Genomic DNA, 20933 nt, shown 5'->3' with positions numbered 1-20933 from the left:
GCAGACAAATGCTGACGTTGCTGCCTATCAGGAAGCCCTCAAGAAGGCTCGTGATCTTGTAAAGGCTGCAGCAGATCAAGACAAGAAGAACAGTGAACGCCCAACACAGCAGCAGATTAACGATGCACTCGATGCTCTTACTGCAGCTAAGAAGCAAATTACTGATAATTACAAGACCAATCTTGAGCCGTTGACTTCTGCTAAAGACTTTGCAGGTGGCGACTTCAAGAAGACTCCTGAGTATCAAAATGCTGTTGCTAAGAAGGGTGCTGGTGACCAAGGTGCCACACAAGCCTTAGGTGAAGATGGAAAAGACACAGGCTTTGACAATGTTCTCAAGAAAGTTGCCGCTAAGCTCAATGATAATGATTGGAAGCAAAAGGCAACCCAAAAAGAAGTAAACGCTCTGCTTAAACAGCTCCAAGACGCTCAAGAGAAGATTGCTAAGGAGTACAAGACTGATGCAATTAAGCTTGAACGTGAGTTAGGAGATAAAGATCAAGACGGCAAGCCTGTAACTCCTCCGTTTGAGGCGTCGGTAACGTACAAGAACGCACTTGAAAAGGCAAAGACGGAGGATGCTGCTACAACGGATGCTAACTCTGCCACCAAGAAGCTCAAGGAATACACCGACAAGCTGAAGGATGCGAATGACCTCATTGAAAAGGTCAAGAATCCTGATCCAAACGCTAAGCCAGAAGATCGTCCAACACAGAAGCAGGTTGATGAAGCGCTTGCAGCTTTGAAGAAAGCAAAGAAAGACATTGACGACAACTTCAAGACCAAAGTTGATAAGCTCCAAAATGAAGTTGATGATAAAAACGAAGATGGCACTGCGCGTACTCCAAAGTTTGAAGAATCAACCGAGTTTGCAAACCTCAAGGCAAAGGGTGATGACACAAATAAGCCTGATGACCTTGTAGCGTATGAGAAAGCTTTGGCAAAGGCTAAGGATCTCATCGACAAGAATGATGGCAAGGTTACGAAGGATGGTCAAGAAGTTGACGTTCCAAAGGATCAGCTCCCATCTCAAAAGGAAGTTGACGAGGCTCTTCAGACGCTGAAGGAAATCAAGGACAAGATTCTTGCTAACTACAAGACCAGTCCTAAAGACCTTCAAGATGAGGTAGACAAGTCTAAGGATGGCGATGACGATACAAGCACCGACGTGTTCGAGAACACTCCTGAGTTCAAGAACGCTACTGATAAGGGTGATGACGCTGCTAAGAAGGCACTAGATGCCTACACAGAAAAGCTCAAGGCTGCCAAGAAGCTCCTCGATGCCTTTGACCGCACTACTGGCAAGCCAAAGACCAAGCTTCCAGAAGGCATGGATAAGGCTCCAACTCAGCAGGAACTTGACGCTGCTTTGAAGGATCTTCAGGATGCCAAGAACAAGATTACTGACGGCTACAAGACTAATAAGTCTGATTTGAACACTGAAGCTGGTAAGGATTCTGACTTTACTAAGACACCTGAGTATCAGAATGCTCAAGCTAAGGGTGATGACGCGTCTAAGCAAGCTCTTGAGGACTACAAGAAGGCTCTTGAGGATGCGAATAAGGTTCTTGGTGATAAGGATGCAACTCAGGCACAGGTTGACGAGGCTTTGAAGAAGCTTCAGGATGCTAAGAAGAAGCTTTCGGATGGTTATAAGACTAATAAGACTGATCTGACTGCTGAGGCTGGTAAGGATTCTGACTTTACTAAGTCTCCTGAGTATCAGAATGCTGCAGGAAGCCCAGAGGCAGACGATTACAAGCGCGCATTGGATGAAGCTAATGCAGTTCTTAAGAACCCGAATGCAACTCAGGCTGAGGTTGATGAGGCTTTGAAGAAGCTTCAGGACGCTAAGCAGAAGCTTGCTGATTCTCATAAGACCGATAAGTCTGATTTGAACACTGAGGCTGACAATGATCCTGATTTCCGTAAGTCGATTCCGTTCATTATTGGTAAGGCTGCTGATTTGGCAGAGTATCAGCAGGCGTTGAATGATGCGGATAGTGTGCTTAAGGATCCTAATGCTACACAAGCTCAGGTTGATCAGGCTCTTCGTAGGCTTCGTGATGCTAAGCAAAAGTTGATTGATGCTTATAACAGGCTTGTTAATACTGGTGTTGGTGTTAACGATGTGAATAATACTAGTGTTAATAATGTTGTTGATAAGGGTGCTTTGCAGGCTGAGGTTGATGCGGCTCTTGGTGATGTTTCGGCTAATGCTAGTGGCGTGGTGGCTGATTCTAACTTGGTGAGTGAGTTTAATGCGGCTTTGAATTATGCTCGTTTAGTGTTAGCGGACGCGAATGCTACTCAGGGGCAGGTTGATTCGGCGTTGGCTCGTTTGCGTGCTGCGCGTGCAGCTTTGCGTGCGGGAATGTTTGCGGCGCGTAACTCTGCTGGAGTGAGTCTTAAGCGTGGTGACGTGAGTGGTGTTAATACTGGCGCTAGTTCCTCGGTGTTTGCTGCTTTGGCTGCGGTGTTTGCTGGGCTCGGAGTGGCTGGTGCTGCGTCTAAGCGTAGGAAGCATTCGGCTCGTTAGTTTAATCTGTAGCAGTGTGTGATGCTGCTGCAACGTGTGTAGTGTAGATTAATGGCTTGGAGATAATCTCTTCAAGCCATTAATTGTTTTCTTCTTTTCCACATTTTGTTTGGTGTTGTAAAGAAGAAAACGACAAGTAACATTTCGAAGAACATACCAGTGAATTTAGTAATTTTCCACAAAAGTGTTAAAATCCCTAACTGTGACTTATGCAAATCAAAATTGCAAATCACCCGTATGGGGACGTTTGCAGGATTGCACTATCGCGAATAATCGCCAGTAGTTGTGATTGCAAAAGTCAAAAAGAGAAAATAGTCTAAAAAATAATCTAAAAAACAGTCTAAAAGGTCTAAAATTAACCAAAATAGACGAAACACGGGAGCTTGTTCTATACAGGCTGAGAGGGCGAAAGCCGACCGTAAACCTGATGCGGGTAATGCCGCCGTAGGGAAGGAGTAATATGCGAAATATTCGTATTATTGGTGCAGGTATCATTGGTTTAGCAACAGCATGGAGACTTACGGAAGCTGGCGTAAAAGTTAGCATAATTGATCCAGATCCAGTCTCTGGCGCTTCTCATCATGCTGCCGGCATGTTAGCTCCTACCGCAGAAATGCAATATCAGCAGGATGCTTTGTATCCACTCATGTTTGAGTCTGCAACTATGTATAAGGAATTGGTTGATTCGGTTGCAAAATACACCGATAAGCCAACTGGCTACTTAGAGTGCGGATCTTACGTAATTGGCGGTGACGCTGCAGATAACGAGCACGTAAACGAGTTGCTAAACTTGCAGCACCGTTACGGACGTAGAGCTGAGCATATTTCTGTGAGTAAGCTTCGTGAAATTGAGCCTGCGCTTTCGCCGACGATTGCAGGCGCTGTAAGCGTTCCGGATGATCATCAGATTAATCCTCGTCTTTTTACTGCAGCAATGATTGATGCACTTGAAAAGCGTGGTGTTGTTATTGAGCGTCGCGCAAGCACTCCAGACGATTTGGGTCCAGACACAGTTTTGGCATCTGGTTTGGGTGCTAAGGATATGCTTCCTCAGCTTAAGCTTCGCGCTGTGTGGGGCGATATGATTCGTATGACTATTCCAGAGCCTTTGCGCCCAATTTTGAGTTCTGTGGTTCGTGGATTTGTGCATGATCGCCCAGTGTATTTAGTGCCTCGCGCTAAGGAAACAGGTGAGCTTGTGCTCGGCGCTACTTCTCGCGAAGATGACCGCGATATTCCAAAGGTTGGCGGCGTGCTCGATTTGCTTCGCGATGCTGCAAGCGTGCTTCCTGGCATTCAGGAATGCTCGATTACTGAGGTTACTGCTGGCGGACGCCCTGGAACTCCAGATGATTTGCCATTCATCGGTATTGATCCTAAGACGCACACCACGATTTCCACTGGTTACTTCCGTCACGGCATTTTGCTCACAGCTTTGGGTTCTTCTTTGACTACAAAGCTTGTGCTTGAGCAAGAGTTGACTGAGAAGGAAAAGGGCTTCTTGGAAAGCTGCAATCCTGCTCGTTTCTAGTTACTAAAGTTTTTAGTGATGAAAGTTCCTAGTGACACTCGTTTCTAGTGACGCAAGTTTTAATAGACGCTAACAAAGGTTGAATTATGCAAATCGTCGTCAATGGTGAAACCGCTCAAGTGAAAGATAACTTGACTATTGCCCAACTTGTTGCACAACTCTACGGATCTGACTCTGGTTTTGGCATAGCGGTCGCGATTGGCGACGATGTGCTTAAGCGCGCCCAATGGGAATCAACCATCATCTGCGATGGGGATAAAATCGAAATTCTCAGCGCGGTTCAGGGCGGATGATCCTAAATAGCAGGCTGATTCACAATAGCGGTTGATTTCAAATAATTTGAGTATAGTTTCAAAAAAATTTATATAAAAGGCTTAAAATGACGGAAAATATAGAAAATAATGCAGAAGAAAATGTCGATACTTGGCAGCTTTGCGGTAAGACCTTACACTCAAGGCTTTTGCTTGGCACTGGCGGCATGACAAGCATTGACATTATGGAAAAGTCACTTGTTGCTTCAGGCGCGGAAGTAGCAACTGTTGCTTTGCGCCGTCACGCAAAAACTGGCGTGGATATTTACGGTATGTTGCAACGCCATAACATTAACGTTTTGCCAAATACTGCTGGTTGCAAAACTGCTCATGATGCTGTTCTTACAGCAAAAATGGCTCGTGAATCACTTGGAACTGATTGGATTAAGCTCGAAGTGATTGCAGACGACGATACTTTGCTCCCAGACACTCGCGAAGTTTTGCTTGCTGCAGAAAAGCTAGTTGAAGAAGGATTTAGCGTGCTCTGCTACACGAATGACGATCCGATTGTGGCTCGTCGCCTTGTGTCGCTTGGTGTGAAGGCTGTTATGCCAGGGGGTGCTCCAATTGGAACTGGACTTGGTATTTTGAATCCTCGAAACATTGAGCTGATTGTTCAAGAAAGCAAAGAATCTGGCGTTCCTGTGATTTTGGATGCTGGCGTTGGAACTGCTTCCGATGTTGTTAAAGCTTTCGAAATTGGTTGCTCGGGCGTGCTTCTTGCAAGCGCTGTAACTCGCTGCCCAGATCCTGTAAAGATGGGTCGTGCAATGGCTGCTGCTGTAACTGCTGGTAAGCTTGCTCACGATGCTGGCCGTATTCCTAAGCGTGAGCATGCGCTCGCGTCTTCGCCTGTTGAAGGTCGCGCTTGGGCTGACGCGGTACTGTAAATTCTGTAAATTTTGTACTGTAATTGATTCAGCATATTCAGTATGACGATTAATAAGATTTATGATAACCTGCAGGAGCTTGAGGCGGAACGCACTTGCCGCCACTTGCTCCTGCCAGGCTTTACGCATGAACATCAGCAGTTACTTCGCGATGCGAAAATCTGCATGGTTGGGGCAGGTGGACTTGGTTCGCCGTGCTTGCTTTCGCTTGCTGCTGCAGGAGTTGGTGAAATCACGATTTGTGACGACGATGTTGTAGAGCTTTCTAATTTGCAAAGGCAGACTTTATACACTGTTGATCAGTGTGGCAAGTCGAAAGCGCAACTTGCAGCTAAGCGCTTGCAGGCATTATCTCCAGGTTTAAAAATCAACCTTGTAAATAGATTTAATGAAGACAACGCAAAACAACTTGTAGAAAATCACGACTTAATAATTGATGGTTGTGATAATTTTGCTACGCGCTTTTTGATTGCGGATGCTGCTTGTAGTGCTGGCACGCCAGAAGTTTATGGCTCAGTTCTTTATTATGAAGGTCAAGTAAGCGTTTTTGTGCCAGGAAAAGGACCTACTTTGCGTGACTTGTATGCTTGCCCTCCACCTAAAGAAAAAGTGCCAAAATCGGCTGTATTAGGCGCAACTGCAGCTATTGTTGGCGCAATGATGGCAACGGAAGCAATCAAGATTATAACTGGTATAGGAAAGCCGCTTATTGGGGTTTTGGCGCGATATAACGCCATTGATAACTCGCTTCGACATTTTAGGTTTGCGTGAACTTTGCGAAAAGTTACAAAAGTTGAGTGGAGTAGTATTAAGTTTTTGCGAAACGCGTGCGAAAATGCTTGACTTTAATAACTTGAGTGTGTTAGACTCAAGTTTTGTAAAAAGAAAAAGCGGTTAGTCGCAAGGCTGGCTGCCAAGAATTTGAGTACATAGATTAAAGGTACATAGATAAAGATAGCTAGGAGATATTATGGGACGCGCAGTAGGTATTGATTTAGGAACAACGAACTCCTGCATTGCAACGCTTGAAGGCGGCAGTCCAACAGTTATTGTTAACGCAGAAGGTGCGCGTACAACACCATCCGTGGTGGCATTCAGCAAGTCGGGCGAAATCTTGGTTGGTGAAGTCGCTAAGCGTCAGGCAGTTACAAACGTTGATCGCACGATTAGCTCTGTAAAGCGCCATATGGGTACGGATTGGTCTGTTGAGATTGATGGCAAGAAGTGGACTCCACAAGAGATTTCCGCACAGGTTTTAATGAAGTTGAAGCGCGATGCTGAAGCCTACCTTGGTGAGCCAGTAACCGATGCCGTTATTACATGCCCAGCTTACTTCAACGATGCACAGCGTCAGGCAACTAAGGATGCAGGTAAGATTGCAGGCTTGAACGTGCTGCGTATTATTAACGAACCAACTGCTGCAGCTTTGGCTTACGGCCTCGAAAAAGGCAAGGAAGACGAGCGCATTTTGGTATTCGATTTGGGTGGCGGTACTTTCGATGTGTCGCTTCTTGAGATTGGTAAGGATGACGACGGCTTCTCTACAATCCAGGTGCAGGCAACTAATGGCGATAACCACTTGGGTGGCGATGACTGGGATCAGAAGATTATCGACTGGCTTGTTGGCGAAGTTAAGAACAAGTACGGCGTTGATTTGAGCAAGGATAAGATTGCTTTGCAGCGCTTGAAGGAAGCTGCTGAGCAGGCAAAGAAGGAGCTTAGCTCTTCTACTTCTGCTTCAATTTCTATGCAGTACTTGGCAATGACTCAAGACGGAACTCCAGTGCATTTGGATGAGACTTTGACTCGCGCTCACTTTGAGGAAATGACTTCCGACTTGCTCGGTCGCTGCCGTACACCATTTAACAACGTGCTTTCCGACGCTGGCATCTCCGTAAGCCAGATTGATCACGTGGTGCTTGTTGGTGGTTCAACTCGTATGCCAGCCGTCAAGGAGCTTGTAAAGGAGCTTACGGGCGGTAAGGAAGCGAATCAGTCCGTGAACCCAGATGAGGTTGTGGCTGTTGGTGCAGCCGTGCAATCGGGCGTTATTAAGGGAGACCGCAAAGACGTTCTGCTTATTGATGTAACTCCACTTTCCTTGGGCATTGAAACCAAGGGTGGAATTATGACGAAGCTTATTGAGCGTAATACCGCAATTCCAACTAAGCGCTCTGAAGTGTTCTCTACTGCAGAAGACAATCAGCCATCCGTGTTGATTCAGGTTTATCAGGGTGAACGTGAGTTTGCTCGTGATAACAAGCCTCTTGGTACTTTTGAGTTGACTGGTATTGCTCCAGCTCCTCGTGGCGTTCCACAAATCGAAGTTACTTTCGACATTGATGCTAACGGCATTGTGCACGTTTCCGCTAAGGATAAGGGCACTGGTAAGGAACAGTCCATGACGATTACGGGCGGTTCTGGCTTGCCAAAGGACGAGATTGACCGCATGGTTAAGGAAGCTGAAGCTCACGAAGCTGAAGATAAGAAGCGCAAGGAAGAAGCTGATACTCGCAACCAGGCAGAATCCTTCGCTTACCAGACTGAAAAGCTAGTAAACGATAATAAGGATAAGCTTTCTGACGAAATCTCCAAGGAAGTTACCGAAAAGGTTAATGCTTTGAAGGAAGCTTTGAAGGGCGATGATATTGAGAAGATTAAGTCTGCTCAGAGCGAGCTTATGACTTCTGCTCAAAAGATTGGTCAGCAGCTTTACGCTCAGCAGGGTGCGGCTGGTGCACAGGCTGGCGCTGCTGGTGCTGCTGGTGCTGCATCTGATGCAAATGCTGGCGCTGGATCTTCTGCAAAGGATGACGACGTGGTTGACGCCGAAGTGGTGGACGACGACAAGGACGATAAGGACAACAAGTAATGTCCGAGTTTAACGCCAACGACTACTTGAGCGGATTGGAAGATGTGCCTTCGGATGCTGGCGATTTGGAAGAATCGTCAAATCCAGCTGATTCTGCTAGTGCAGCCTCGTCTAGTGAGCATGTGGATGCATCACAAAACGAAGCACAAGACGCAGCTGCTCATGAGGCAAAGCATGCGGCGACGCAAGATACGCCAACACAAGATGTGGATGCTAATGCAAGTGCCGATGCGGAAAAGTCGCCAGCAACCGACGATGAAGCCAACGCTAGTAAGTCTCAAGAAAATAATGATTCTTCAGACACGCAAAGCAACGAAGAAGAAGATTCTTTAACACCGCTTGGCAAAGCCAAAAAAGAGGCGGCGGAGTATTTGGAAGCGTTGCAACGCGAGCGAGCAGAGTTCATAAACTTCCGCAACCGTGCTTCTAAAGAGCAAGATCGATTCCGTCAACATGGAATTATCGATGTTTTAACAGCTTTGCTACCTGCTTTAGATGATATTGATCGTATTCGTGAACATAGCGATATGGACGATTCATTTAAAGCCGTTGCTGCAAAGTTAGACAAAGCATTTGAGAAATTCGGCGTTGAAAAGTTCGGCGAAAAGGGCGAAGAATTTGACCCGACTAAGCACGATGCGATTCTGCATAAGCCAGATCCAGATGCTACAAAAGACACAGTAGATGTTGTTGTAGAAGCAGGATACAGGATCGGAGATCGAGTGATTCGCGCAGCTAGAGTAGTTGTTGCATCGCCAGCAAGCTCGTGAAACACGCTGTGAAACATTCGTATGGTTTGTATGTAACGCAATAAAACGCAGTTACCGACTAGCGAAGAATCCCATAAAAACTTACTCGTGCTGGTTTAAAACGTTTAAAACACTGTTTACAAACGCAAAACCAACACGAGTAGGTTTGTATTTAAGGTTTATATATATGCCAATGTGCTCGAAACATAAGAAGGAGGCACAAATGGCTGAAAATGAATGGTTAGCCAAAGATTTCTACAAAGTGCTCGGTGTCTCCAAAGATGCCGACGAAGACACAATCACAAAAGCATACAGAAAACTAGCTAGAAAATATCATCCTGATTTAAACAAAACAAAAGAAGCGGAAGAAAAATTCAAAGACGTGTCCGAAGCGTATGACGTGTTGAAAGATAAGCAAACACGTCAGCGTTACGATGCGATACGCCAATTCGGAGCGGGCGGAGCAAGATTCGCTGGAGGCTCTGGAGCAGGCGGATTCGACGCAAGTGGATTCAGTGATATATTCTCATCGATGTTCGGAGGCTCAAATGGGTCTCGCGTGCGATTCTCCACAAGCGGAGCTGGACCAGACATGGGAAACATATTCTCCATGTTCACGGGAGGTGCAGGAGCGCAATCTTCGCAAGGATTTGGAGGAAGTGGCTTTAATGGCGGTGCAGAATATGGTCAATATGGTCAGTATGGTCAATATGGTCAATCTGCTCCACAAAATTCGCCTGAACGCGGTGAAGACATTACAACTTCAATCAGACTAACGTTTAAACAAGCGTTCAAAGGTGCTACGGTTTCGCTTCGATCGGGCGGAGAGTCGTTCAAAACTCATATTCCAGCAGGAGTAAAAGATGGGCAAAAAATCCGCTTAAAGTCCAAGGGCAAGCCAGGGAAGTTTGGTGGAGAAGCTGGAGATATGTACTTACAGGTTCAGGTAGAAAAAACTGATAATTTTTCTCTACGCGGCTGTGATTTAGTGGCAAATCTTCCGCTTACACTAGATGAGGCTGTTCGCGGAGCAAAAGTCACGCTTAAAAACCTAGATGGTAAGCCAGTAGTGTTTAAAGTGCCAGCTGGAACATCTAGCGGTAGCGAAGTACGTGTAGAAGGCGAAGGCGTGCCAGGTAAAAATGGAGCCTTTGTAGGAATCGTACAAATACAAATACCAAAGCGATCTGGCATGATGATAAAGCGTGCTGCAAAAGAATTCAACAAGGCATGCGGAGAATCATATGAGCAAGAAGTGCACGATTTGCGCGCATAGCAACAAATCGCTTAGTGTGTGCGTGTAGAAAGGAAAAGTCATGGTTAGGTTGGAGCGCCAAACTAAAGCATTGTACGAAATGTGTGCAGTGGCGTTAGTGCGTGGAAGCGCAACTCTTGACGGCGCAGATGAAGTCGGCTTTAAAATCGACATGCCGATTTTTACAGTAAGCCACGTAGCCAACCTAACCGACACTCATCCACAAACACTAAGACAGTACGACAGGCTGCGCTTGATTATGCCACAGCGTACAGAAGGTGGAGCTAGAAGATACTCGCTTAGAGACATAGATAGGCTTGTGCAAACACAAAAACTAAGCCAAGAAGATGGAGTAAATCTTGCTGGAATAATGCGTATTTTGGCTTTGCAAGAAGAAAATCGCCAGCTTAAAAGACAAGTAAGACACTTGATTGAAGAAGCCAATTGCGCTGAACGAAATATTTTTACTGCGACTGTAGATGGGAATATTGTAGAAGTTCAAAGGTCACAAAGCGCAAAGGATTGGCGACGCGACATTCGTGTTCAACAGCGAGCATTGCCATCATCGTATAATAAACATTCTCACTCGCAAAACGATGCTCAATACAACAATTGTGATTATGATGATTTAAACGACGATAAGTCTGTTGTTTTGTGGCGAGCATTCAGAATATAGCAATGTAGCAGTCTAACATTAGTTTAGATATTATTAAATACTAATCAAATGTTTAAATATAAAATGTAAATATAAAATATAAATATTGATAAATATCGCATACGTAAAGCGACAAAACAAAGGGTATTGATGGCAATAAACACAACAGCAGCGCAAAACACCACAAATCACAAGCTTTCCGCAGTCTTTTGGGATATGGACGGCACGTTAATTGATTCGGAACCGTATTGGCATGATGCTGAAATCCAAATCGCAAAAGAACATGGTGGCGAATGGAACGAAGAATTAGCTTGGCAGTATTCTGGTGGATCTTTAAAAGATGTTGCTGAAGCCATGATTGCTCGCGGAACAAAAATGGGCGTTGAAGAAATCGGCAACGCGATGGTGGACTATGTAGCGCAAAAAGAGCAGATAGAGGTTCCATGGGTACCAGACGTTCTGAATCTTTTGCAAAAATTAGCGGATGCAGGAATCCCTTCGATTCTAGTGAGCAATTCACCAAGGCGACTTGTTGAAAACATTGTGAACCATGCGCCAAAAGGTGCGTTTGCAGGATACATTTGCGGAGACGATGGATATGCTACAAAGCCAAGCTCCGAGCCATATTTAGCAGCAGGGAAACTGCTTGGTATTAGTGCGCAAAACATGAAGTATTGCATCGCTATTGAGGATTCGTTTGCAGGGTTAAAGTCGGCTGCAGCTTCGGGGGCGACGACTCTTGCACAAACAGCGTACTCGAATCTAGACGTAAGTAACGGACCGCAATTCGCTGATATACATGGATACGAAGATGTTACGCCTCAAACGCTTGAGCGCTACATTATTGCGCGAATTGCGCAGTAGCGAATATGTGAGCGCTTAGAGCGCGCGAACGGTATTTCTTTGCTTGCTGTTGCGCGAGGTTTGAGTATTTCTCTCCTCGCAAGTCCCGTCGCTACGCTCCTCTTTTATTGCTCGTATAGAAATACATCAAACCTTCTGAATATCTAAAACTTTTGCGTATATCTTAATCACCGAGATTCTCGATTTTTCTTCTTCATTCGATGAATCACCATTTCATGCTGAGGTTCATCTCATTCAGTGCGAAAAATCTCGAATCTCTACCTACTTGGCGCAACCTACGTAATCTTGTAACGCGCGAACCAATCGACGCTTTTTGTACCAAATTCGACCCGATTCACGTACAAACTCGGGGAAATATAGATTAATCGCCGCCAGCAGCGCCTTCTTGAGTCTCTGATCCAGAGTATCCATATGGCGATCCTGGCGAGTCAAATGCTCCAGACGAATTGCGTTCAGCTTGACCAGACTCTCCCGAACCAAGCCCAGATCCATAAGATCCTTCGGACCCGCGTGAAGAGTCGCCAGCAGCCGCGCCTGCAGAATCTGAAGGCTTATTTTCTGTCCTATCTACTTTATCCTTATTTTCCTTATAAGGCTCTTTATCGTCAGAAGCTCTATCCGAGTAGTCGTATTCCGAAGTACGCCTATTGCCTCCAAGTCCCCACTTGCCATCTTCACCACCAATTTTGCCGTTATCCTTAGCTTCTGGGAACTTCTCGGTAGGCATTCCAGTAAGCGCGTGACGCATATACTTTGTAAACAAATGTGCAGAATACCCAACACCGCCTGGATAACCGCGGAAAGACGGAACAGGCTGAGGATTTCCCTGCGCATTCGGATACCATATAGCAAACACGGTTACAACACTAGGAGTAAAACCAACAAAGCTGCATGCAGTCTCATCGTTTGCGGTACCAGACTTTCCAGCTATAGGTTTGCCAACACCCCTAGCTTCCGTAGAAGTACCATATTGCACAACGCCTTGCAGAGCTTTAGTGGTAAGAGCCATGTCTGCTGGAGAAAACACTTGTCGTCCAGATGTTGGAGCTCTATAAAATTCTTTACCATCTGGATTCTTAACGCTAGCAACAATATGAATATCTGGTCTACGTCCCTGACTTGCTATCGTAGAATAGGCTCGCGCAATTTCGCTAACATGCACAGGGTCGTTGCCCAACACTGTGAACGGATTTTCGCCATTAATCCTCTTAGGATCCAAGCCAGCCGTAACAGCAGTATGAGCCACAGCCCTACGCCCAAGCTTTTGCTGCAAAGACATAAACGGCGTGTTCACGGAGTTTGCTGTTGCTTTATAAAGGTTGATTGTTCCCCAATTAGTGTTTGCATAGTTGTTAACAGGCTTATCTATGCCTTCAAACTTTAGGTTAGAATTTCCATTAAACAGTGTATTAAGACTTGTTCCAGCCTGAATAGCACCGATTAAAGCGAATGGCTTCATGGTACTTCCAGGCTCATAAAGGGCTTGAGTAGCATTATTAAGCGGTTTAGAAAGATAGTCATCTCCAGCATAAACAGATATGATTGACCCGTCTTTAGGATTTACACTCATTCCACCTACTTGCAACCCAGCTGGAGTGATTCCGCGACCACCCATAGCAGGGCTTGCCACACTAAACATTAAATCCTGCTTAGCTTTGTCGATTGTTGTAACAATACGATATCCGCCAGTATCAAGGTCTTCCTTCGTAAAAGCTCCGCTTTGAGTAAGCTCGCTGCGAACCATGTGAAGCAAATAACCTTGAGGTCCTGAATAAACGTTTTGCTTAGTCTGATTAATGGTTTGTGGCATTTTAGCGCTTTTATATTCTGCGTCAGTAATGTACTTGTCTTCACGCATAATCCTAAGAACGCGCTTGAATCGCATATTCGCTTCTTTAGGCATAATTGCAGGATCCCAGCTGCTTGGTGCAGGGATTATTCCAGCCAGCATTGCTGCTTGAGATAGTGTAAGATCCTTTGCTTCTACACCAAAGTACGCTTTTGCTGCCGCTTGTATTCCATACGCTCCGCGACCAAGATAAATAGTGTTCATATAGTTACATAGCACAGTATTTTTATCTTGTGTTTGCGCGATTTTTAGAGCTAGAATCGCCTCGTGAAGCTTGCCTAAATACGTTTTTGTTTCACCAAGATAGTAGCGTTCTGCATACTGTTGTGTGATTGTGGACCCGCCCCAGCGTCCTTTAGAAGTTATGTTGTGAATTATTGCGCGTCCAATTCCTTTAAAATCAATTCCACCGTCTTTGTAGAACGATCTGTTTTCGCTTGCGACTATCGCGTTGCCAACATATGGTTTTAGCGCAGAGCAACTTATGATTTCTCGATTTTGTTCCGCAAAACTACCGATTTCTGTTTTTCCATCTGCGTAGTACACCTTGGTTTTGTCTGCCATCGCAATCTTATCTGGCTGCGGAATGTCGGTGTTTACATACATAACCGCAAATACGAGTGTGCCAAGGATTATTGGTGTAAAAATTATGATTAATGCCCAAAATAGGATTGGATGTTTTGTTCGCCACGTGTCGCGGATTCTTTTGTGTTTTCTTCTTTGACGCCTCTGCCTTGTTGCGCTTGGTCTGGCTGTTCCAGTTCTGGCGTTTGCGCGTCGTTTTTCCTCTGCAGAAGTCGCGCTTCTTACAGTGCGTCCTGTATTAGAAGAGTGCGAATTTTGTCCATTACTATTTGCAACCATATAATCCAAGTTAGCGCTTGGCGAGGAATTTTAATCATATGTAATATCATGTGTAATATTTGTAAAAGCTAGTATTATAAAAGTGTGTTAGTGCAGCATGATTATATGCTGCTGTTTTTGGGCAAGGAGTTTATATGAGTATCCGCGTTGCCATTGCCGGTGTTGGCAATTGTGCTTCGTCGTTGGTTCAAGGCGTTGAATACTACAAAAATGCCAATGATGGCGATAAAATTCCAGGATTAATGCATGCTGTTTTTGGGCAATATCGTGTGCGAGATATTGAGTTTGTAGCAGCTTTTGATGTTGACGCTTTAAAAGTGGGTCATGATTTAAGCGAGGCGATTTATGCTTCGCAAAACAACACGATTCGCTTTGCAGATGTGCCTAATCTTGGTGTTAAAGTGCAGCGTGGACCTACTTACGATGGTTTGGGCGACTACTATAAGCAGATGATTGACGAATCTGAAGAAGAACCTGTGGATGTTGCCGCGGTTTTGCGCGATTTGCATGTAGACGTGCTTGTGTCTTACTTGCCAGTAGGCTCCGAGCAGGCAGACAAGGCTTATGCGATTGCAGCTATGGAAGCTGGATGCGCGTTTGTAAACTGCCTTCCTGTTTTTATTGCTTCCGACCCAGTTTGGGCGCAAAAGTTCCGCGATGCAGGCGTTCCGATTATTGGCGACGATATTAAAAGCCAGGTTGGAGCTACGATTACGCATCGCGTTATGGCGCGACTTTTTGAAGATAGAGGAGTGCGTTTGGATCGCACTTACCAGCTGAATGTTGGCGGAAACATGGACTTTATGAACATGTTGCAGCGCTCTAGGCTTGAGTCGAAGAAGATTTCTAAGACGCGCGCGGTTACTTCGATTGTTCCGCACGATATGGATGATCACAACGTGCACATCGGTCCTTCGGATTATGTTGCTTGGCTTGACGACCGCAAGTTTGCGTTTGTGCGCTTAGAGGGCACCACTTTTGGAGATGTTCCGCTTAGCTTAGAGTACAAGCTCGAAGTGTGGGATTCGCCTAATTCTGCAGGCATTGTTATAGACGCTGTGCGCGCAGCGAAGATTGCGTTGGATCGCAAGCTTTCGGGTCCGATTTTGGCTCCTAGCTCCTACTTTATGAAGTCGCCAGCTGTTCAGCATGAAGATAGCGAGGCGCGCGAACTCGTTGAGCGCTATATTGCTGGAGATGTTGAGGCAGATGAGTCGCAGCTTAATGCAGATGTTGAGGCTGCAAAAGAACATGGTAAAAGCGTGTGGCGCGCCTAGCAATGCGCCTAATGGTGCGGAAGCTTGCGACTTGCGCTCGACTTGTAGCCAAAATCGTGTAATATAGGTAGAGCCTCCGCGTGGCACTACGTCACCCAATCCCCCCAGGGCAGGAATGCAGCAAGGGTAAGTGGCCTCTGGTGGGTGCGCGGGGGTTTTCTGTAATATCTTTGAAAAATCTTCCGCTTTTTGTACGTGATTTAGGTCAAATTTGGTACAAAGTGCGTCACATCGTTCGCGCGGTCTAAGCGCGCGAACGTCTTCGCTTGCGTTGAAAGCACACTGTGCTTTCAACCTTAAGCAAGCTCAGCGCTCCGAATTACCTTTTCGCGCTACGCTCTAAGCGAAAAGGTAGGTCGTCGCGCATGGAGTGTTGTTTGATAAAATGCTTGGTATGAGTCTATTTGAAGGCAGCAAGATTAGCGATGGCAGCGACGACAGTGATAATAGCCAAATTAGCGGCATTGGTGAAAATATCAAAAATAGTAAAAATTCTCAAAGCAGCGAGGCTAATCAAGATATTTCTAAGCTCGATCCGCTGATGAATCGTCCTAGAATATCAACAATAGCTTTGTGTGCGCTGTGTGCTGTTCTTTTTGCATCTTTTGCATCAATCATGTGGATTCTAGCCGTTAGAACCGCAATAGGTCAGTCGTATGAAGAAATGGTGATTAGTACTTTTGGATATAGTGCCATTCCGTCGTGGCTGTCTGTTGTACTAACTCCGCTTAGAAGTTCCATACTCGTTATAGTCTTATCTGCCTTGATTTGCGCTGCGGCAGCAATAATATCAATCATAAGAAAACGCTGGTGGCTGATTGCGCAATGCGCTGTAATACTAGTTTTATCTCTAGCTGCAGAGCCTCTAAAACGTGTGCTTCCTCGTCCGATCCTAGTAAATGTAGCAACGCTTGCAAAAAATTCCGCTCCATCTGGTCACATGCTACTAATGGCGGCTGCGTGCGCGCTGCTTGTTTGCGCTGTAAGTCGCGCTTTTAGAGCATGGGTTGCACTTGGCTCAGCAATAATCACATTTCTGCTTGCCATAGCTCTTTTGGGAGGCAGATGGCACAGACCGGCAGACGTTATGATATCCGTACTCATAGTTGGTGCTGTAACGTCAACAGTGTTGATTTTTACAAGATCATCTGGAATGGACGTGCCAGGTTCAAGAAGATCATCTATAAGCGTGCAAATCGTTGGAAGCGCAATGATCACAATGGGAATAATCTGCCTAACTTACTGTTCATACATGATTTACCAGATTATGCCAGGAATAGATTTAGGTGCAAAATGGGCTATAGGAGTAGCGCACTCTTCCTCATATTGGGCTGTAGCAGGAGTGTGTAGCTTGACTTTCGGCGTTTTGATGGTTCTTAGACAATCCAGTGCAGCTCCTTTAAGTAGGCTCGGATTAGTTGGTGCTCCGCCTACTCCTCCTTCAAAAAGCGAAGTTCCAAAACGTCAAGATGAGGACGATTTATTGTTAAGATTATCGTCTAATTGAATAAAAAATAAGTAAAGTGGTATATATAGGAGTATATGCTGATATTTCGCAAAGTTTGATTTTGTTGATTTTGTTGAATATGAAACGCGTATTGCGTTAGAGTTTGCGTGGATTGAGTAGTAAAAGCGCGGAATATGCATACAAAATGCATCTGTACGAAAGGAGAGCGTATGACAGAGCAGAACAAGCTTGTCATTGTGGAGTCTCCCACTAAAGCGCGTAAAATAGGCGGATATCTTGGAAGCGGATACACTGTTATGGCATCCGTTGGCCACATTCGTGATTTAGCACAGCCAAGTCAGGTGCCAGCTGCTAAAAAGGCAGAATTTGGCAAGTTTGGCGTAGATGTAAACAATGGTTTTGAGCCATACTATGTTGTTGGCGCAGATAAAAAGAAAACAGTTTCGGATTTAAAGGCTGCGCTCGCAAAGTCGGGCGAATTGTTCCTCGCAACTGATGAGGACCGCGAAGGAGAAGCGATTGCGTGGCATCTTGTGCAAGCACTTAAGCCAAAAGTGCCAGTAAAGCGCATGGTGTTTCACGAGATTACAAAAGATGCGATTCAAGCTTCGCTTGCTAACACGCGAAACGTTGACGACCATATGGTTGATGCGCAAGAAACACGCCGCGTGTTGGATAGATTGTACGGCTACGAGCTTTCGCCAGTTTTGTGGCGTAAAGTGGGACCGGGTCTTTCTGCTGGGCGAGTGCAATCTGTTGCAACGCGTTTGATTGTTGAGCGCGAGCGCGAGCGAATGGCGTTTAAAAAGGCGAGCTATTGGGATGTTTGTGCGGATTTGAGCGCAAATGGCGTTGATTTCCAAGCGAGAATGACGGCTCTAAATGGCAATCGTTTGGCTGCTTCTAAAGATTTTAATTCGCTTGGCGAGCTTCAAAAAGCCAAGGGCGAATCTGCTTTAGCGCACTATTTGAACGAGGCGGATGCTTGTGCGATTGCACAGAGTCTTGGTACAGCTGATTTTGTTGTGAGCTCAATGGACACTAAGCCGTATCGCCGCCGCCCATTGCCTCCGTTTACAACTTCTACTCTTCAACAGACTGCTGGAAACCGCTTGTCTATGAGCTCTCGCCAAACTATGCGCGCGGCTCAATCTTTGTACGAAAACGGTTACATAACCTACATGCGTACGGATTCTGTAACGCTTTCTAAAGAGGCGATTTTTGCGGCGCGAGATTGCGTTAAGTCTAGTTTTGGAGACGAGTATTTAGCGGATTCTCCAAAACAGTATGCTACGACTTCTGCAGGCGCTCAGGAAGCGCACGAGTGTATTCGTCCTGCTGGATCTACTTTTAGGAATCCTGCGGATTTGGCTGGCGTTCTCCCTTCTGATCAGCTTAAGCTTTATACGCTTATTTGGCAGCGCACTCTTGCTTCTCAAATGGCGGATGCTACTGGTTTTACGGCTACAGTTAAGCTAGATGCTTCGGCTGGCAGCTTTGGAACGGCTAATTTCCAAGCTTCTGGAACCGTGATTGAGTTTGCTGGATTTATGAAGGTGTTTGGCGGATTTAGCGAAGACGAGCAGTCTAAGGCTTTGCCTCCTATGGCTAATGGCGATGTTCTTAAAGCTTTGCGAGTTAGCGCGGATGGTCATGAAACTCAGCCGCCAGCTCGCTACACGGAAGCGTCTTTAGTTAAAACGCTTGAAGCTAAGGAGATTGGTAGGCCGTCTACTTACGCTAGCATTATTTCCACGATTATTGACCGCGGATACGTGTATGAGCGTGGGCGCGCGTTGATTCCAAGCTGGCTTGCTTTTGCTGTTATTAAGCTTTTGGAATCTAATTTCCCAACTTACGTTGACTATGCGTTTACGGCAGACATGGAAAATGGTTTGGATCGTATTGCGCATGGTGAAGAGGCTGGTAAAGATTGGCTTTACCAGTTTTACTTTGGAGATAACGGGGCGGTTGCTGGCGACTTTGCAATGCATGAAGGTTTGCAAAAACAAGTTGATCAGCTTGGCGAGATTGACGCTCGAGAAATCAACACGATTGATATTGGCGGCGGATTGCACGTGCGCGTAGGTAGATACGGCCCGTATTTGGAAGATACGAAGAATCTAGACGAAGAGGGCAATGCGCGCAGAGCTTCGATTCCAAGTACTTTGGCTCCAGACGAGTTGACTGAGCAAGTTGCGCGAGATTTGATTGAGAACAACTCCGACGGTCCGCGTGTTTTGGGTACGGATCCGCAAACTGGCGGCAGCGTAGAAGTTAGGAACGGGCGTTTTGGAGCGTACGTTGCTCTTGTTGAAGCCTCGGATGAGGATGGGTCGCAAGCATCCGACGATTCTGCTAAAACTGGCGCAAAGTCTTCTGCAAAATCTAAAAAGTCTGCTAAAGCTAAGCCAAAAATGGCGTCTTTGTTTAAAACAATGGACCCTGCGACAATAACTTTGCAAGATGCTTTGCGACTTTTGAATTTGCCTCGATTGGTTGGTGTTGTGGAAGAAGTTGATGAGCAAGGCGAAGTAAAGCGCGCGAAGATTGAGGCGAATAATGGTCGATACGGACCTTATTTGACTAAGACTTACGAGCGCGCGGATGCTGGCGATTCGGCAGCGTCTGTGGATGCCAAGCCAGACAATCGTTCGCTTGCAAGCGAAGACGCGATTTTTAGTGTGACTTTAGACGAAGCCAAGGAGCTTTTTGCTCAACCGAAGTATGCAAAACGCACTCGTGGAGCCGCAAAACCGCCGCTTAGGGAGCTTGGAGAAGATCCAGAAAGCGGCAAGCCAGTGGTGATTAAAGACGGCTTCTATGGAGCTTATATTACAGACGGCGTTACGAATCGCACGCTTCCAAAGCAGTACACGCCTGAGTCGATTGAGCCGCAAGTTGCGTTTGAGCTTTTGGCGCAAAAGCGTGCGGCAGGGCCTGTAAAGCGCAAGAGAACTGCTGCAAAGAAGACGGCAACAAAGAAGACGGCTGCTAAGAAAACGGCCGCTAAAAAGCCTGCTGCAAAAAAGAGCACAGCAAAAAAGTCCACGTCTAAAGGCGAGTAAACCTGGTAGAGGTATGCAAAAATGGCTATAGGTCTTAAAAACAGCGGGCTTAGCGGTTTAAACAAAGGTCTTTTTATATCTTTTGAAGGTATAGACGGCGTTGGGAAAACCACGCAAGTTGAGGCTTTGCGTGATTTTTTGCAAGCACGCGGACTTGAGGTCGTTGTAACGAGAGAGCCTGGCGGAACACCGTTGGGCGAACAGTTGCGCAACATTCTTCTACACGGCGGAGCGATTTCTGCGCGCACCGAGGCGCTTCTGTTTGCTGCGGATCGCGCTCAACATGCTGCGCAAATCATCATCCCAGCCTTGCGGCGCGGTGCGGTGGTTATAACGGACCGTTACATTGACTCATCGCTAGCGTATCAGTCTGGGGGGCGTGAGCTCACTATGCAAGACGTGCGCGATTTAAGCGAGTGGGCATCTAATTGCCTTTGGCCCAATCGCACGTATTTGCTAGATATGAGCGAGAAAGATGCTGCTGTGCGATTGCATGGGCAGGCGGATCGCATGGAAAGTGCAGGGCTTGATTTTGCGCGCCGCACGCGTGAAGCGTTCTTAGATCTTGCTAAACAAAATGCGCAAAGATTTTGCGTTTTAGACGCCACTTTGCCAGCTTGCGACTTATCTAAGTTGATTGCTAAAGACATGTGCGAGTTGATGGATAATGCTGGAATAGGTGACAAAAAATCGCCAGAAGCCCCAGAAAATCAAGGATTTTAGGATTTTAGGACTATAGGA

General features: G+C 46.0%; 14 protein-coding genes, 1 other RNA gene and 1 pseudogene. 15 read left to right on the top strand and 1 reads right to left on the bottom strand.

Annotated features, from left to right (window positions below; all coding sequences use genetic code 11):
* The 10 genes and pseudogenes from HXT55_RS06835 to HXT55_RS06790 form a co-directional block, all read left to right on the top strand.
* A pseudogene (locus HXT55_RS06835) lies at nt 1-2539 on the top strand (peptidase); the annotation flags it as partial.
* Between the two features lie 460 nt (nt 2540-2999).
* Complete coding sequence (gene thiO / locus HXT55_RS06830) at nt 3000-4070, top strand: glycine oxidase ThiO (protein ID WP_020760071.1); 1071 nt, start codon at nt 3000-3002, stop codon at nt 4068-4070.
* Between the two features lie 86 nt (nt 4071-4156).
* A complete protein-coding gene (thiS, locus tag HXT55_RS06825) occupies nt 4157-4363 on the top strand; it encodes a sulfur carrier protein ThiS (protein ID WP_004112838.1) in 207 nt (68 codons plus the stop codon).
* A gap of 86 nt (nt 4364-4449) precedes the next feature.
* Nucleotides 4450-5271, top strand: coding sequence for a thiazole synthase (locus HXT55_RS06820; RefSeq protein ID WP_004113806.1), 822 nt, complete (start codon nt 4450-4452; stop codon nt 5269-5271).
* Between the two features lie 42 nt (nt 5272-5313).
* The gene (locus tag HXT55_RS06815) at nt 5314-6042 is read left to right on the top strand and encodes a HesA/MoeB/ThiF family protein (RefSeq protein WP_004113807.1); all 729 of its coding nucleotides are present in this window, start codon (nt 5314-5316) and stop codon (nt 6040-6042) included.
* Between the two features lie 199 nt (nt 6043-6241).
* Nucleotides 6242-8143 carry a molecular chaperone DnaK gene (dnaK, locus tag HXT55_RS06810; protein ID WP_421792779.1) on the top strand — a complete coding sequence of 634 codons (1902 nt, stop codon included), beginning with the start codon at nt 6242-6244 and terminating at the stop codon, nt 8141-8143.
* Nucleotides 8143-8913, top strand: a complete 771-nt coding sequence (gene grpE, locus HXT55_RS06805; protein WP_421792777.1) for a nucleotide exchange factor GrpE — start codon at nt 8143-8145, stop codon at nt 8911-8913. The genes dnaK and grpE overlap by 1 nt, the downstream gene beginning before the upstream one ends.
* A 202-nt stretch (nt 8914-9115) precedes the next feature.
* A complete protein-coding gene (locus HXT55_RS06800) occupies nt 9116-10168 on the top strand; it encodes a DnaJ C-terminal domain-containing protein (RefSeq protein WP_421792775.1) in 1053 nt (350 codons plus the stop codon).
* A 40-nt stretch (nt 10169-10208) separates the two neighbouring features.
* Nucleotides 10209-10823 carry a heat shock protein transcriptional repressor HspR gene (locus HXT55_RS06795; protein ID WP_004112824.1) on the top strand — a complete coding sequence of 205 codons (615 nt, stop codon included), beginning with the start codon at nt 10209-10211 and terminating at the stop codon, nt 10821-10823.
* A gap of 129 nt (nt 10824-10952) precedes the next feature.
* Nucleotides 10953-11666, top strand: a complete 714-nt coding sequence (locus HXT55_RS06790; protein WP_004112821.1) for an HAD family hydrolase — start codon at nt 10953-10955, stop codon at nt 11664-11666.
* Between the two features lie 361 nt (nt 11667-12027).
* On the opposite strand, the gene HXT55_RS06785 is transcribed toward HXT55_RS06790, so the two are convergent.
* Entirely contained in the window at nt 12028-14379 is a 2352-nt protein-coding gene (locus HXT55_RS06785) for a transglycosylase domain-containing protein (RefSeq protein WP_421792773.1), read from the bottom strand.
* Nucleotides 14380-14513: 134 nt separating this feature from the next.
* On the opposite strand from HXT55_RS06785, the gene HXT55_RS06780 reads away from it, so the two are divergent.
* From HXT55_RS06780 to tmk, 5 genes are all read left to right on the top strand, one after another.
* A complete protein-coding gene (locus tag HXT55_RS06780) occupies nt 14514-15656 on the top strand; it encodes an inositol-3-phosphate synthase (RefSeq protein ID WP_014554822.1) in 1143 nt (380 codons plus the stop codon).
* Nucleotides 15657-15723: 67 nt separating this feature from the next.
* Nucleotides 15724-15820, top strand: an RNA gene (gene ffs, locus HXT55_RS06775) — signal recognition particle sRNA small type.
* Nucleotides 15821-16041: 221 nt separating this feature from the next.
* Nucleotides 16042-17163 carry a PAP2 family phosphoesterase gene (locus HXT55_RS06770; RefSeq protein ID WP_004112811.1) on the top strand — a complete coding sequence of 374 codons (1122 nt, stop codon included), beginning with the start codon at nt 16042-16044 and terminating at the stop codon, nt 17161-17163.
* 170 nt (nt 17164-17333) lie between these two features.
* Nucleotides 17334-20192, top strand: a complete 2859-nt coding sequence (gene topA, locus HXT55_RS06765) for a type I DNA topoisomerase (protein ID WP_420028093.1) — start codon at nt 17334-17336, stop codon at nt 20190-20192.
* A 21-nt stretch (nt 20193-20213) separates the two neighbouring features.
* Nucleotides 20214-20915 (top strand): dTMP kinase, encoded by a 702-nt coding sequence (tmk, locus tag HXT55_RS06760; protein ID WP_004118180.1) that lies wholly within the window; start codon nt 20214-20216, stop codon nt 20913-20915.
* The last annotated feature ends 18 nt before the right edge of the window (nt 20916-20933 follow it).

The sequence above is a fragment of the Gardnerella sp. KA00718 genome (genome assembly GCF_049244285.1).
Classification (GTDB): domain Bacteria; phylum Actinomycetota; class Actinomycetes; order Actinomycetales; family Bifidobacteriaceae; genus Bifidobacterium; species Bifidobacterium vaginale.
The sequence above is the reverse complement of the archived record's forward strand: the minus strand, read 5'-3'. Positions and strand labels throughout refer to the sequence as shown.

Coding starts and splice junctions, on each gene's coding strand:
- grpE (WP_421792777.1), top strand. CDS start 8,143: ATGTCCGAGTTTAACGCCAACGACTACTTGAGCGGATTGGAAGATGTG.
- HXT55_RS06815 (WP_004113807.1), top strand. CDS start 5,314: ATGACGATTAATAAGATTTATGATAACCTGCAGGAGCTTGAGGCGGAA.
- HXT55_RS06790 (WP_004112821.1), top strand. CDS start 10,953: ATGGCAATAAACACAACAGCAGCGCAAAACACCACAAATCACAAGCTT.
- HXT55_RS06795 (WP_004112824.1), top strand. CDS start 10,209: ATGGTTAGGTTGGAGCGCCAAACTAAAGCATTGTACGAAATGTGTGCA.
- HXT55_RS06780 (WP_014554822.1), top strand. CDS start 14,514: ATGAGTATCCGCGTTGCCATTGCCGGTGTTGGCAATTGTGCTTCGTCG.
- HXT55_RS06820 (WP_004113806.1), top strand. CDS start 4,450: ATGACGGAAAATATAGAAAATAATGCAGAAGAAAATGTCGATACTTGG.
- HXT55_RS06800 (WP_421792775.1), top strand. CDS start 9,116: ATGGCTGAAAATGAATGGTTAGCCAAAGATTTCTACAAAGTGCTCGGT.
- topA (WP_420028093.1), top strand. CDS start 17,334: ATGACAGAGCAGAACAAGCTTGTCATTGTGGAGTCTCCCACTAAAGCG.
- HXT55_RS06785 (WP_421792773.1), bottom strand. CDS start 14,379: ATGGTTGCAAATAGTAATGGACAAAATTCGCACTCTTCTAATACAGGA.
- thiS (WP_004112838.1), top strand. CDS start 4,157: ATGCAAATCGTCGTCAATGGTGAAACCGCTCAAGTGAAAGATAACTTG.
- thiO (WP_020760071.1), top strand. CDS start 3,000: ATGCGAAATATTCGTATTATTGGTGCAGGTATCATTGGTTTAGCAACA.
- HXT55_RS06770 (WP_004112811.1), top strand. CDS start 16,042: ATGCTTGGTATGAGTCTATTTGAAGGCAGCAAGATTAGCGATGGCAGC.
- dnaK (WP_421792779.1), top strand. CDS start 6,242: ATGGGACGCGCAGTAGGTATTGATTTAGGAACAACGAACTCCTGCATT.
- tmk (WP_004118180.1), top strand. CDS start 20,214: ATGGCTATAGGTCTTAAAAACAGCGGGCTTAGCGGTTTAAACAAAGGT.